Origin of the sequence: Variovorax raffinosi (assembly GCF_051216615.1) — a bacterium.
Lineage (GTDB): Bacteria > Pseudomonadota > Gammaproteobacteria > Burkholderiales > Burkholderiaceae_C > Variovorax.
On the sequence record NZ_JBPJZR010000009.1, the window covers coordinates 262712 to 276581 of the forward strand.

Below are 13870 nucleotides of genomic sequence, written 5' to 3' on the forward strand. Positions count from 1 at the left end.
GCAGCGAGCGAGCGAGCCCGTGCGCTACGCCACCGACACAGGCAGGTGCACACGCGCCATCAGCCCCCGGCCATCGCTGCGGTTGCGCAGCTCGATGCGCAGGCCATGCCGCTCGGCGGCCGTGCGCGCAATGGCAAGCCCCAATCCGCTGCCGCCCGCGGCCGCACCCGGCACGCGAAAGAAGCGGTCGAACACGCGGCCCATCGCGGCCTGCGGAATGCCGGGGCCGTTGTCGAGCACATCGACCACCGCATGCCCTTCGAACAGATGCAGCCGCACATCGACCACGCCGCCTTCGGGCGCGTAGCGCAGCGCGTTGTCGATCAGGTTGTCGAACACGCTGCGCAGCTCGGCCGCGGGCGCGAACACCACCGCCGCCATGCTGCCCTCGAAGCCGATGTCCACGCAGCGCGCATCGGCCAGCACCATGAGCTGGCTCACGCTCTCGCGCAGCAGCACCTCGATGTCGACGCGCTCGCCCGCGGCGCCGCGCTGCGGTGCGTCCTGCCGCGAGAGATGCAGCAGTTGCTCGATCAGGTGCTGCGCGCGCGTGACGCCGGCTTCGAGCTGGTTGAAGCGCTCTGTCGCTTCACCGGCCGGCACGTGCGCGCGCAGGTTCTCGATCTGCAGGCCGATGGCGGCCATCGGCGTGCGCAGTTCGTGGGCCGCGTCCTGCACGAAGCGGCGCTGCGTGGCGAAGGCACTGCGCACGCGCGACAGCAGGTTGTTGAAGGCGCCCACCAGCGGCGCGATCTCGTCAGGCACGCGCGCGAGCGACAGCTCGGTGGGGCTGCGTTCGTCCTGCGATGCCACGTCGCGCGCCACCGCACGCAGCGAGCGCGAAGCGGCGGACACGATGAGCCACAGGATCAGCAAGGCCACCGGCAGCAGCAGCGCGATCGGCAGGCCTTCGAGCAGGGCACGCCGCAGCGCACGGCGGCGACGGTAGTCCTCGTTCTGCAGCACCTGCACGCGCGGCTGGTCGGCGCGCGGGCCGGGCTCGGCGGTGAACACGCGCCAGCTCGATTGCGCATGTGCACCCGCGCTCACGTCGCTGAAGCCGATACTGCGCTGCAATGGCACCGACAGCGCGGGCCATGAACTCGCGCGCAGCGTGGTGCCGTCGGCGCTCCATATCTGCACGATGAACGAGCCGCGCGAGAAAGCCGCCTCGCCGTCCATCACACGCGGCGTCTTCGGCTGGTCGCTGCCCGTATAGGACTCGGCCACCAGGCGCATCTGGTCGTCCAGCGCGTTGTGGACCAGGTTGCCGTAAGCCAGAAAAGAGAACCAGGCCGTGAGCACGGCCGCGAGCACGTGCAGCGTGATCAGCCACAGCAACAGTTGCGTGCGCAGCGAGCGCGGCCGCCACCACCGGCCGTGGCCGCGCGTCGCACCGGTCATGCCGCCACGCGCCAACCCAGGCCGCGCACGTTGCGGATGGCGTCCGCGCCGAGCTTGCGGCGCATGCCGTGGATCAGCACGTCGATGGCATTGCTGGTCACTTCCTCGCCCCAGCCGTAGATGCGGTTTTCGAGCTGCTCGCGCGAGAGGATGGCGCCGGGCCGCTCCAGCAGCGCATGCAGCAGCGCGAATTCGCGCGCGGTGAGCGCCTCGCGTTCGCCGTTCACTACCACTTCGCGCGTGGTCAGGTCGAGCTGCAGCGCGCCACTGCCGACCAGCGAGTGCGCGGCACCGTCGCGGCGGCGCACGATGGCCCGCATGCGCGCGAGCAACTCGCGGAATTCAAAGGGCTTGAGCAGGTAATCGTCGGCGCCGAGGTCGAGGCTGTGGATGCGGTCGTCCACCCCGTCGCGTGCGGTCAGCACCAGCACGGGCGTGGCGTCGCCGCGTTCGCGGGCGCGTCGCAGCACCTCGGTGCCGTCCTGCTTGGGCAGGCCCAGGTCGAGCAGCACGCAGGTGTAGCCGCCATCGCCCAGGGCGCTTTGCGCGAGTTCGCCGTCGCGCACCCAGTCGGCGGACCAGCCCGCACCCTCGAGCGCCTGCTTCAGGCTGCGCCCGATCATTTCGTCGTCTTCCACCAAAAGCACGCGCATCGCGGTGACTCCTTAGGCCGCAAGGTAGCACGCGATCGGGATGACCGGAAGTGCTTGCGCCGTGGCGCAGCCTAGGGGCGAAGAATTAGGCGGGACTGACTTGGCCGCAGTGCAGTGCCGCAGGTTCAGGGCATGCGAACGGCGTGCCGCTCGCTTTCATCGCCGTCGCCGTCAGCGGCGGCGAATGCCAGCAGCCGCATGGCCTCTTCCTGCACGCCGAGCCGGTCGGCCTTCGACCAGCGCGTGAACGGCTCCAGCACCACGGTGGCGGCGTTCTTCGCCCGCTCGATCTTCCACACGCCCGCCACGAAGCCGTCGAGCAGCACCGTGCCGCGCACGATGCCGTTGACGGTGAACACGCGGGCACGGTGCGCCGCGCTCAGCACACGGCTGCGGTCGGCGTGCGAGAGCAGCAGGTTGTCCCACTCGGCGACGAGGCGCGGCGGCGCGGGTGTGTCGGGGTCGGGGCGCGGCGCGCGCGGCAGGTCGAACAGTTCCTGGCCCTGCTCGCCCACGAACACGCGCAGTTGCGGACGCAGGCGTTCCGCCACGGCCTTCCAGCCGGTCAGGCCCGACCATGCGCCGGCATCGGCCAGCGTGGCGGGGCCGAAGGCGGCGAGGTAGCGCAGCAGCAGCGCGTCTTGCGTGGCCGGGGCAACGTCGGCGGCGAATTCACCGAGCCAGTGCCCGATGGGCAGCAGCAGCGCGCTCTGGTGCGAGTTCCAGCTGCCGGCAGGCGGCAGGTGCACCAGCGGCACGTTGTTGCGGATCACCGCGGCCAATGAGGCCGCTTCGCTTTTCGGCCAACGCTCGGCGAGCGCCTGCCCGAGTTCGGCGCTGGTGCGTGGACGCTCATCGAGCAATGCGCGTCCGGCCGCGACCACCGCCGCGCGGTCGATGCCTTCGAGCGCCCGCTTGTGATTGCCCAGCAGGCCGCGCTGGTGCACCGGCTCCAGCAGCGGACGCCATGCCAGCGCATCGGCGGCCGTCATCAGATGCAGGGTTGAGCGCATCGCCGACATGCGCACGATGCGGCGCTTGCGCATGGCCTCGGTCAGGTGTTCGCGCTCGAAGCCTTCGAGCCGGCTCCATAGGCCGATGTAAGGCGGGTTCGGTGCCTGCGCCTGCAACCCGGCCAGCCGCTCGATGGCCTGCGTGACCGATGCCTTTCGCCGCTCCAGCAGCATCTGCCGCGCCAGCGTGGCACGGTTCAATGCGCGCAGGCTCAGCGTGGCGGCGGGCATGCGCGCGCGGGGTTCTTCAGAACTTTTCGTGCGGGCCGAGGTAGCGCCACTGCCCCACCGGCAGGTTGCCCAGCATCACCTGGCCGATGCGCACGCGCTTCAGGCCCACCACCTTCAGGCCGACCAGCTCGCACATGCGGCGGATCTGGCGCTTCTTGCCTTCGGTGAGCACAAAGCGCAACTGCTCGGGGTTCTGCCATTCGACCTTCGCCGGCTTGAGCGCCTGGCCGTCGAGGCTCAGGCCGTGGCGCAGCTTCGCGAGCATCGCCGGCGGAAAGACCGCCTGCACGTTCTGCGTGACCGGATCGTCGTCGTCCATGCGAATGAGCTGCCCCGTGGGCGCGGGCTGGCCCAGGCCGTGGTAGGCCACACGCACCAGGTATTCCTTCTCCATCACCGAGTCTTCGCCGATCAACTGGCGCGCGATGCGGCCGTCCTGCGTCATGACCAGCAGGCCGATGGAGTCGATGTCGAGCCGACCACACGGCGCCAGGCCGCGCATCTGGCTGGGGTGAAAGAAGAAGCGCGCGTTGTCGTCCACCCAGCGGTTCTGCGGCGTGAACAGCGTGACTGCCGGCTCGTGCCCGTCTTCGGCCTGCGCGCTCACATAGCCGATGGGCTTGTTGATGAGGATGGTGACCAGGTTCGCCTGCTGGCCCTTGGCCGCCTTGTCGATCTCGATGCGGTCGGACGGCGTGACCTTCACGCCCATTTCGGCCGGCTTGCCGTTCACCTTCACCCAGCCGTTGGCGATCCATTCGTCGGCCTCGCGGCGCGAGCACATGCTGAGTTCGGCCATGCGCTTGTTGAGCCGCACCGGCCCGCCGCTGGCCACGGGTGGCGGCGCCGCGCGGCGAAATGGCTGGCTGGATTCGGTCGGATGAGGGGCGGGGCCGCGACGGGCCGGACCGTTGGAGGGGGGAGACGCAGGCATGAGCGATTATCGACCAGCCTCGATGACCGCCCACAAGACGGCTTGATCGAAATGCGTGACCAAGCTATCCTGACCGCAAGCGCGAGTTGATCGCGCCATTTTTGGGGGATTCCCAAGTGAGCACACGCAAGTTTCAGTACGCCATCGTCATCGGGCGTTTTCAGCCCGTTCATTTCGGTCACCAACGACTCATCGAAGAGGCCTCACGCGCCGCCGATCGGGTCATCGTGGTGGTCGGCTCCGCCCGCACACCGCGCAGCGTCAAGAACCCTTTTACCTTCGACGAACGCGAACGCATGGTGCGCGCCTGTTTGCGCAGCACCGACCAGATGCGCGTGAGCGTCGTCGGCGTGGGCGACTCGCCCTACAACGACCAGCTCTGGATCGCGTCGATCCAGTCGGCCGTCGAGCGGCTGATCCAGCAGGACGGCCATGTGCCCGCGCAGGCCAAGGTGGCGCTGGTGGGCCATCTGAAGGACGCGTCGAGCTACTACCTCAAGCTGTTCCCGCACTGGGAGTTCGTGGCCCACCAGAACGTGGAGAGCCTCAACGCCACCGACGTGCGCAGCCTCTACTTCGATCCCGAGAACCGCGGGCAGCTCGCACGGGCCGACCTGCCCGACGGCACCGCCGCCTTTCTCGACAGGTTCACCGGCACCGGCGACTACGCCGAGCTTTGCGAAGAGCGCGCCTTCCTCATCGACTACCGCGACAAGTACCGCTACGCGGGCAGCGACTTTCCGCCGATCTACACCACGGTCGATGCCATCGTGGTCGAGGCTGGTCACATCCTGCTGGTGCAGCGCAAGTTCCATCCCGGCAAGGGCACCTGGGCGCTGCCCGGCGGCTTTGTCGGCCAGCACGAGCGGCTGCAGGACGCGGCCATCCGCGAGCTGAAGGAAGAAACCCGGCTCAAGGTGCCCGTGCCCGTGCTCAACGGCAGCATGAAGGCCAGCCACGTGTTCGACGCGCCCGACCGCTCGCAGCGCGGCCGCACCATCACGCACGGCTTCTTCTTCGAGCTGGCGCACAACCAGTGGACGGGCCTGTCGGACGTGCGCGCCGACGACGATGCGGCCGAGGTGCGCTGGGTGCCGATTGCCGAGTTCCTCGACATGCAGGACCGCATCTACGAAGACCACTTCTTCATCGCGAATCATTTTTTGGGTGGCCTGGGCAAGAACTGAACGACCAGGCTTTGTCAGCAAGAACGGCCCCGGTTGACGGGGCCAGCGTGAAAGGAGCTTTCACATGAACCGCAACCTCACCTCCTCGCCCCTGGGCAACAACCTGCTGCTGCGCACCGACTCCTACAAGGTGTCGCACTGGATGCAATATCCGCCCGGCACGCAGACGGTGCACAGCTACATCGAATCGCGCGGCGGCATCTTCAGCCACTCGTTGTTCTTCGGACTGCAGGCGTACCTGCGCGAGTACCTGCAGACGCCGGTGACGCTGGCCGATGTCGATGAAGCCGCCGCGCTGATGGCGGTGCACGGCGAGCCTTTCAACCGCGAAGGCTGGCTGCGGCTGATCGAAAAGCACGGCGGCCTGATGCCGGTGCGTATCCGCGCAGTGCCCGAAGGCAGCGTGCTGCCGGTTCACAACGTGCTGGCGACCATCGAGAACACCGACCCCGAGTTCTTCTGGGTCACGAGCTTTCTCGAAACCGAGTTGCTGCGCGCCATCTGGTATCCGACCACGGTGGCCACGCTGTCGGCTGCAGCGCGCACCACGCTGCTGCGGTACCTCGAAGCGACCTGCGACGATCCGCAAGGGCAGATCGCTTTCCGGCTGCACGACTTCGGCGCGCGTGGTGTGTCGAGCCTCGAATCGGCGGCGCTCGGCGGCATGGCCCACCTGGTCAACTTCATGGGCACCGACACGCTGGCCGCGCTGGTGGCGGCGCGCCGTTACTACGACTGCGACGTGGCGGGCTTCTCGATTCCCGCGGCCGAGCACAGCACCATCACGGGCTGGGGCCGCGACCATGAGTCCGACGCCTACAGCAACATGGTCGACCAGTTCGGCAAGCCCGGTGCGACCTTCGCGGTGGTGAGCGACAGCTACGACATCTTCAATGCCTGCGCGCGCATATGGGGCGACGAGCTGAAGGCGAAGGTGGTGGCTTCGGGCGCGACGCTGGTGGTGCGGCCCGACTCGGGCGACCCGGCGGAAACCACGCTGAAGGTGGCTCGGATATTGGCCGATCGCTTCGGCACGACGACGAATGCCAAGGGCTTTCGGGTGCTGAACAACGTGCGCATCATCCAGGGCGATGGTGTGAATCTCGACTCGCTGCGGCTGTGCCTATCAAACTTCTTCCACAACGGGTTCTCGACGGAGAACATCTCATTCGGCATGGGCGGCGGATTGCTGCAGCAAGTGAATCGCGACACGATGCAGTGGGCAATGAAGTGTTCCGCCATGCAGGTGAACGGCGAGTGGCGCGATGTCTACAAGTCGCCGGTGGGCGATGTGAGCAAGGCATCGAAGAAGGGGCGGCTCGCGCTTGTGCAGAACGCACGTGGCGAGGTGCAGACGTTGCGCGAGGAAGCGCTCGCGGCCGACCAGGTCGATCTGCTGCAGACGGTGTTCGAGAACGGGCGCATCGTGGCGAGCACGAGCTTCGAGGCGATTCGGGAGCGCGCGGCCATTGGCGTTGGTCAGTTTGTTACCTCGCGCGCTCCGCTTTGAGGTGTTGTTGAGCTTTCGGGGCGGATTCGGGTTCGGGTTCATTCGGGGCGAGTGCGAATGACACCAGGAGCTCCCCTCCGCGAATGTCCCCCGCTTCGCTCCTCCTTTATTTCGCTGCGGGGAGCACCTGGTGTCATTCGCACAGGGGCACGCTGCTATTGATCTCGCGATCAACAACCGCTCTGTCCAACGCTCACGTCGATACGGGGCTCTTTTTCGCGAAATAAAGGAGGAGCGAAGCGGGGGACATTCGCGAAAAAGAGCACCGTGTCGGCGGGAGCGTCGCCCTGAATGAACGACGGCGCCCGAACAACAACAGCGCCGAACAAGAGCAGTTCATCACCCCGCAAGCCCCTACCTCAACAGCCGCAACCAGCACTGCCACACGGCATGACCATAATCCGCGCAGACCGCCGAATCCATGACCAAACTCCTGATCCTCAGCGTGAGCGCCGGCAACGGCCACGTGCGTGCAGCACAGGCGCTTGCCGCCACCGCCCAGAACCTCGCCCCGCCCTGCACGGCGGTTCACATCGACGCCATGGCCCACGTGGCCGGAGGCTTTCGCAAGGTTTACACCGACTGGTACATCCAGCTCGTGAACCGCGCGCCCGACCTCTGGTCGTACCTGCACCAGCGTACCGACGTCACGCCGCACCACGCGCCCTCGCAGCGGCTGCGACGCGGTATCGAGCGACTGAGCACCGGCGCGCTGGTGCGCGAGATCCGCCGCGAGAAGCCCGATGCGGTGATCTGCACACACTTCCTGCCGGCCGAGTTGCTGATGCGCGAGCGCAACCGGGGCCGCATCGACTACCCCGTGTGGCTGCAGATCACCGACTACGACCTGCACAACATGTGGCTGGTGCCGGGCATGGCGGGCTATCTTGCTGCGACCGAAGAAGTGGCCTTCCGGCTGCGGGCTCGCGGCATTCCCGCGGACCGCATCCACGTGACGGGCATTCCGGTGATGCCGGCTTTCTCTGAACCTGACGTGCCGGCGCTCGCGCGCCACACCTGCGCGACGGAACTCGGCTTCGACCCTTCGCGCCCCATCCTGCTGATGGCCTCTGGCGGTGCCGGCGTGGGCGACCTGCCGAGCATGGTCGAGCGCGTGCTCGGCCTGGGCGGTGAAGGCAACTTCCAGGTCATCGCCGTCGCGGGCCGTAATGTCGAAGCGCACGGCAAGCTCGAAGCGCTGGCCAGGCGCCACCCGGGTCGCGTGGTGGCCATCGGCTTTACCAACGAGATGCACAAGCTCATGGCGGCGGCCGATCTGGTGGTCACCAAGCCCGGCGGGCTCACGGTGTCCGAATGCCTGGCGCTGGGCAAGCCGATGCTGCTGATCTCGCCCATTCCGGGGCAGGAAGAACACAACGCCGGCTTCCTGATGGAAGAAGGCGCCGCATGGCTCGCCTACGACGCCATCGGCCTCGACTACAAGGTGGCGCGCCTCATGGCCGACCCCGCCAAGCTCGCGCACATGGCCACGCGCAGCCGCGCGCTCGGCAAGCCGCAGGCCGCACGGGCCGTGCTGCAACACGTGCTGGGTGCCAGCGCGTGAGCGGCGAGGCTGAAAAAACCGGCGTGGGCCGCACGCTGGGCTACCTCGCCTGGGTGGTCGTGATGGCCTTCTTCTTCGCCAACGCGGAGATCCAGATCGAAGGCGGCGCCGGCTGGGCGACGTCGCTGCCCACCTGGCGCATCGAGAACAGCATCTGGCTCGACATCTTCTGGGGCGGCCGTGCCATGACCGGCTACCACGCCTGGGTGTTCACTTTCATGGCGCTGGTGTTCTTCTCGCCGCTGGCGTTCAACGGCCGGTGGACGTGGCGCAACGTGGGGTTCGCCGTCGCGGGGTTGATCGTGTTCTGGGTCAGCGAAGACTTCATGTGGTTCATGATCAACCCGTCCTTCGGCTGGGCCCGCTTCAACCCGGTCGATGCCTTCTGGCACAAGCACTGGCTGTGGGGCGCGCCGGTCGACTACTGGGGCGGCCTGGCGGTGGCGGCGCTGATCCTGGCGACCCGGCACTGGCGGCGCAAGAACAAATGACGACACCCAAGATCGACGACCCGCGCCCCGGCCACTGGGCCGATCCGCTGGACGAACTGCAGGTAGAGAACCTGCACCGCATCACGCCCACGCTGTACCGCAGCGCGCAACCCCGGCGCGCCAACATGGCAGCACTGCAATCGCTGGGCATCCGCACCGTGGTGAGCCTGCGCTCCTTCAACGACGACAAGAAGGTGTTTGCCGGCTCCGGCATTCGCCTCTTGCGCGTGCCGATCAACACCTGGTCCATCGACGACGCCAAGGTGCTGCGCGCGCTGGTCGCGATTCGCGAGGCCGAAAAGATTGGCCCGGTGCTCATCCACTGCATGCACGGCGCCGACCGCACCGGCGTGGTGGCCGCCGTCTACCGCATGGCGGTGCAGGACTGGGACAAGGACAGCGCACGCCACGAAATGCTGCGCGGCGGCTACGGCTATCACACGCTGTGGCGCAACATTCCGCGCTACATCGAGCGGCTCGATCCGCCGAAGATGCGCCACGCGCTGGCCCATGCGCCGGCCATTCCCATGGTGTCCTGAAGGCGCCTGCGGTTTTCGCACCCCGCTCCTATACTGGCCGCCCCGTGGCCACCGGCCATTCCGAACGAACCTCTTCAAGGGCTACTTCCATGGCACTCCAGATCCGCTCCCTCGTTCGCTCGAACGGCGAACTCGAACTCTCGCTGCATGACGAGGCGATCCCCGAACCGCAGGCCCACGAGGTGGTGATCCGCGTCGAGGCATCGCCGATGAACCCGTCGGACCTGGCCCTGCTGTTCGGCGCCGCCGACATGAGCACCGCCAAGGTATCCGGCACGGCCGAGCGCCCGGTCGTCACCGCCACCGTGCCCGAACGCGCCCGCGCCTTCGTTGCCGGTCGCCTCGACCAGTCGATGCCCGTCGGTAACGAAGGCGCCGGCGTGGTCGTCAAGGCGGGTTCATCGCCGGCCGCGCAGGCGCTGCTCGGCAAGACCGTGGCCGCCATCGGCGGCGCGATGTACTCGCAGTACCGCGCGGTCGCCGTCGCGCAGTGCATCGAACTGCCGCCGGGCACGACGGCCGCCGAAGGCGCTTCGTGTTTTGTCAATCCCCTCACCTCGCTCGGCATGGTCGAGACGATGCGGCGCGAAGGCCACAAGGCGCTGGTGCACACCGCCGCCGCCTCCAACCTCGGCCAGATGCTCAACAAGATCTGCCAGAAGGACGGCGTCGACCTCGTCAACATCGTGCGCAAGCCCGAGCAGGAAGCGCTGCTGCGTGGCCTCGGCGCAAAGTACGTGTGCAACGCCACCTCGCCCACTTTTCTCGAAGACCTGACGCAGGCGCTGGTCGACACCGGCGCCACGCTGGCCTTCGACGCCACCGGCGGCGGCAAGCTCGCGGGCCAGATCCTCGGCTGCATGGAAGCGGCGCTGAACCGCACCGCCAAGGAATACAGCCGCTACGGCTCGACCACCCACAAGCAGGTCTACATCTACGGCGGCCTCGACCGCAGCCCGACCGAGTTCGTGCGCAACTTCGGCATGGCATGGGGCATGGGCGGCTGGCTGCTGTTCCCGTTCCTCGGGAAGCTCGGCGATGAAGGCACGCAGCGTTTGAAGGCGCGCGTTGTGGCGGAACTGAAGACCACGTTCGCAAGCAAGTACACGCGCGAGGTATCGCTGGTCGAGGCACTGCAGCTCGATGCGATCGGGGTGTATGGGAAGCAGGCGACGGGGGAGAAGTTCTTGCTGAATCCGAACAAGGGCGTGGCGGCCTGAGACCGCCGCTACTCCAGCACAAGCCGTCCGTTGCGCACCGTCACCCGCTTGGGTGCGGAGCCGAACTTGGGGTGCTCTGACCAGGTGAGGGTCAGGTGCTGCGGATCGGTGCGGCTTTCCAGTTGCGTGCGCAGCGAGGCACCGCTGGCGTCGTCGAGTTCTATCGATTCGAGGCAACTCTGCAGGAGCAACTTGTCGTGCTCGACAAGGCGCAATGGCGGCTGCGCTACCTCGATGAGACGGAGGATATCTTCCGTGCCAGCGCCGCAGTAGCCAGCGCCACGGTTCTCGCGCGAAGGCTCCTGCGTCACGAGGTAGAAGTAGGTGTGGCCGTCCTGCTGGAAGGTCGCGGCGCCCGCGACGAACACATCGTCCGACGTGGCGATGGCCCGCTTCAACGCCGGGCTCCATTTCAGGTTCACTGAAACGCCGGAGGCCATCTTCGCGCGAGGCACAGGCGCAATGCGAAGCGTTGCACCATCGCCGATCTGCAGCGGCGGCGATGACGGCGCCGCGTGGAGTGCAACGCTGAGCAGCGCCATGGAGGCGCCGACAACCCAGGCCGCGCCGAAGCGTTTCATCGTGGTGTTCATGCGGGCCGATTGTCGCTAGGCGGCCACTGCGCCGAACAGCAGGCTCGCGCCATCGTTCGACTGCTGGATGGCCTCGCGTGCGTAGTCGCGCATGGCGGCTTCGTAGTCGGCGACCGCCGCCATCACGGGGGTTCGATTGGCGAATGCCGTACCCAATTTTTCGGCGAGCGTGGCGGCGTCGTGGAGCGCGGTGTTCGCGCCCAGGCCACCGGCGGGGCTCATGACGTGGATGGCGTCGCCGAGCACGGTCACGCCATCGGTCTTCCATTCGGGCGGTGCCGTCATGGTCCGGATCGGAAGCATCGCGACATCGGAGGGCGCGGCCAGCTCGAAGAGGGCACGGAATCCGGGATGCCAGTCGGCGGCGCGAGACAGCACGATGGCGTGTGCGCCGTTGCCGTCAGAGTTCAAACGGTCGTTCGGTCCGAACATGGCCCAGTAGAGATAGTCGCCAACTGGCCGGGGCGACGACCGTGGCCTGAACTTCATCGGATCGACGATGACCGCGAGGCGATCGCCGAATGCAACGGACGTCTTCGTATGGAACAGCGGTGCGATGCGCGATGCAGTGTCCGCAGCGAAGAGCGTCTTGCCGTAGATGCAGGTTGACCCGGTGTCGATCGGCACCACGCCGGGAAGGCGCAGGCCGCGCACCGTGGAATTGACGCCATCGGCGGCCACAAGCACATCTGCTTCGACCACGCTGCCGTCTTCGAAGCATACGTGCAGTGCGCCACCGCCGCTGCGCTCGTAGCCAGCGAACGCGCGGCCGAAATGCACATGCGCTTCGATGCCGCTGAGCAGCACCCGGCGCATGGCGAGGCGGTCGGCGTTCACGTCTTCCACGCGGCCCACGGGGGCGTCGTCACCACCCGCGCGCTGCCATGAAGCAACCCACCGGTCACTCACGGGTTCGAGGCTGGGGGCGATGAGGTTGACGCCACTCACGGGGATTGCGCAGGTCTCCTTGAAGAGAGTGTTCAACGCGGGCGGCAGGCAGACTTCTAGCGCTTGCTGGCCTGTCTGGTCGATCTTGATGCGGAAGCCCTGCGGGCGGCTGTCGGGTGCAGCGTCGCGCTCGTAGACGTCGAAGGACACGCCACGTCGGTGGAGCCCCTGTGCGAGGCACAGGCCGCCAAGGCCTGCGCCGATGATCACTATGTGCAAATCTGCTCTCCTGTTTTTTGTCCGGACATTCGGACAGGGGACAGTGTTGAGCTGGGTGGCTTGAGGGCGGTAATGAGTGAGGGACTGAAAGTAATGAGATTGGGTCAGGAGGCTCCTTCGGTGTTCTTTGGGGAGGCGCCCGGTACGCGGCACGGCGCGGTCAGCCCCACTGTGCCGGCCCTTCGGGCTTCCCTGCGGTGCTCGCGTCTCGCGGGGTCTCGCAGAACTCGCCTTCGGCTCAAACAGCTGCGAGCCCTGATCCGCGAAACGCTGCGCTCCTCGGCGGCCCAGAGGGGCTGACCACACCGCACCGCGTACCGGGCTCCAGGGGTGAACGGTGGCTCTGTACTTCTTTAAGGCTGTCTGCCCTCACCCCAACCCTCTCCCAGGGGGAGAGGGAGTAATACAGGGAGCGGGCTCCGAAGAGCGGCGATCAACAACCGCTCTGACCACGGCGATGGGTGCTGTGTCCTTGGGCGGCCGTTGAGGCACCGCCGAGCAGCGGAGCGGCGGGCGGATCAGGGCTCGCAGCTGTTTGAGCGAAGCGAGTTCTGCGAGACCCCGCCCGTCGTGAGCAGCGCAGGGAAGCCCGAAGGGCCGGTGACGTCGGCCGCCCAAGGACACAGCACCCATCGCCGAGCCCCCGACCGAAAACCGACCAGCAGCTAAACCACCAACCGATACCCCACAGCAGTCTCAGTCAGCAGATGCCGAGGCTGCGCAGGATCAGCCTCCAGCTTCTGCCGAAGATGCCCCATGTAGATCCGCAGATAGTGACTCTGGTCCGTATGCGACGGCCCCCACACTTCGCGCAGCAGTTGGCGCTGCGTCAACACACGCCCCGCATTCGCAACCAGCACAGACAGCAGCCGGTACTCGGTCGGCGTCAGATGCACCTCCGCACCCGCGCGCCGCACGATGCGTGCACCGCGATCGAACTCGATCTCACCAAAGCGGAACAGCGCTTCCGCAGGTTCGTCGCTGCCCCCACCCGCCGCACGGGGACGCCGCAGATTCGCACGCACCCGCGCCAGCAGTTCACCCGTGCCGAAGGGCTTGGTCAGATAGTCGTCGGCCCCTGCATCCAGCGCGGCGATCTTGTCCGCTTCATCGGTGCGCGCAGACAGCACGATGATCGGCACCGCCGACCAGCCGCGTACATCGCGAATCAGCGAAACCCCATCGCCATCGGGCAACCCGAGGTCGAGCACCAGCAGGTCGGGCTGGCGCGTTCCCGCTGCCGCCAGGCCATCGCGCAGCGTGCCGGCCTCGTGCACCAGCCAGCCTTCGGCCTCGAGCGCGCCACGCACAAAACGGCGGATCTGCGGCTCGTCTTCGATCACGATGGCGGTGGGAGATGGCAT

General features: G+C 67.3%; 13 protein-coding genes. 6 read left to right on the plus strand and 7 right to left on the minus strand.

Annotated features, from left to right (window positions below):
- Nucleotides 1-24 precede the first annotated feature (24 nt).
- The 4 genes from ACSFB7_RS25590 to ACSFB7_RS25605 form a co-directional block, all read right to left on the minus strand.
- On the minus strand, nucleotides 25-1404 hold the full coding sequence (locus tag ACSFB7_RS25590; protein ID WP_435475135.1) for a sensor histidine kinase: 1380 nt from the start codon (nucleotides 1402-1404) through the stop codon (nucleotides 25-27).
- Nucleotides 1401-2057, minus strand: a complete 657-nt coding sequence (locus tag ACSFB7_RS25595; RefSeq protein WP_187112689.1) for a response regulator — start codon at nucleotides 2055-2057, stop codon at nucleotides 1401-1403. The genes ACSFB7_RS25590 and ACSFB7_RS25595 overlap by 4 nt, the downstream gene beginning before the upstream one ends.
- Before the next feature lie 125 nt (nucleotides 2058-2182).
- Complete coding sequence (locus ACSFB7_RS25600; RefSeq protein ID WP_435475137.1) at nucleotides 2183-3301, minus strand: winged helix DNA-binding domain-containing protein; 1119 nt, start codon at nucleotides 3299-3301, stop codon at nucleotides 2183-2185.
- A gap of 16 nt (nucleotides 3302-3317) precedes the next feature.
- Nucleotides 3318-4100 (minus strand): pseudouridine synthase, encoded by a 783-nt coding sequence (locus tag ACSFB7_RS25605; protein ID WP_435475212.1) that lies wholly within the window; start codon nucleotides 4098-4100, stop codon nucleotides 3318-3320.
- A gap of 251 nt (nucleotides 4101-4351) precedes the next feature.
- On the opposite strand from ACSFB7_RS25605, the gene ACSFB7_RS25610 reads away from it, so the two are divergent.
- The 6 genes from ACSFB7_RS25610 (at nucleotide 4352) to ACSFB7_RS25635 (ending at nucleotide 10746) form a co-directional block, all read left to right on the plus strand.
- Nucleotides 4352-5422, plus strand: coding sequence for a bifunctional nicotinamide-nucleotide adenylyltransferase/Nudix hydroxylase (locus ACSFB7_RS25610; protein ID WP_435475139.1), 1071 nt, complete (start codon nucleotides 4352-4354; stop codon nucleotides 5420-5422).
- A 64-nt stretch (nucleotides 5423-5486) separates the two neighbouring features.
- Nucleotides 5487-6932 carry a nicotinate phosphoribosyltransferase gene (locus ACSFB7_RS25615; protein ID WP_435475141.1) on the plus strand — a complete coding sequence of 482 codons (1446 nt, stop codon included), beginning with the start codon at nucleotides 5487-5489 and terminating at the stop codon, nucleotides 6930-6932.
- Nucleotides 6933-7353: 421 nt separating this feature from the next.
- Entirely contained in the window at nucleotides 7354-8496 is a 1143-nt protein-coding gene (locus ACSFB7_RS25620) for an MGDG synthase family glycosyltransferase (RefSeq protein ID WP_435475143.1), read from the plus strand.
- On the plus strand, nucleotides 8493-8987 hold the full coding sequence (locus ACSFB7_RS25625) for a hypothetical protein (protein WP_435475145.1): 495 nt from the start codon (nucleotides 8493-8495) through the stop codon (nucleotides 8985-8987). Before ACSFB7_RS25620 ends, ACSFB7_RS25625 begins: the two co-directional genes overlap by 4 nt.
- The gene (locus ACSFB7_RS25630; protein WP_435475147.1) at nucleotides 8984-9526 is read left to right on the plus strand and encodes a tyrosine-protein phosphatase; all 543 of its coding nucleotides are present in this window, start codon (nucleotides 8984-8986) and stop codon (nucleotides 9524-9526) included. Before ACSFB7_RS25625 ends, ACSFB7_RS25630 begins: the two co-directional genes overlap by 4 nt.
- 89 nt (nucleotides 9527-9615) lie before the next feature.
- Entirely contained in the window at nucleotides 9616-10746 is a 1131-nt protein-coding gene (locus ACSFB7_RS25635; RefSeq protein ID WP_435475149.1) for a zinc-binding dehydrogenase, read from the plus strand.
- An 8-nt stretch (nucleotides 10747-10754) separates the two neighbouring features.
- Here ACSFB7_RS25635 and ACSFB7_RS25640 read toward each other — a convergent pair whose 3' ends face one another.
- The 3 genes from ACSFB7_RS25640 to kdpE form a co-directional block, all read right to left on the minus strand.
- Nucleotides 10755-11339 carry a hypothetical protein gene (locus ACSFB7_RS25640; protein WP_435475151.1) on the minus strand — a complete coding sequence of 195 codons (585 nt, stop codon included), beginning with the start codon at nucleotides 11337-11339 and terminating at the stop codon, nucleotides 10755-10757.
- A 15-nt stretch (nucleotides 11340-11354) separates the two neighbouring features.
- The gene (locus tag ACSFB7_RS25645) at nucleotides 11355-12497 is read right to left on the minus strand and encodes an FAD-dependent oxidoreductase (RefSeq protein ID WP_435475213.1); all 1143 of its coding nucleotides are present in this window, start codon (nucleotides 12495-12497) and stop codon (nucleotides 11355-11357) included.
- A gap of 674 nt (nucleotides 12498-13171) precedes the next feature.
- Nucleotides 13172-13870, minus strand: coding sequence for a two-component system response regulator KdpE (gene kdpE / locus ACSFB7_RS25650; RefSeq protein ID WP_435475153.1), 699 nt, complete (start codon nucleotides 13868-13870; stop codon nucleotides 13172-13174).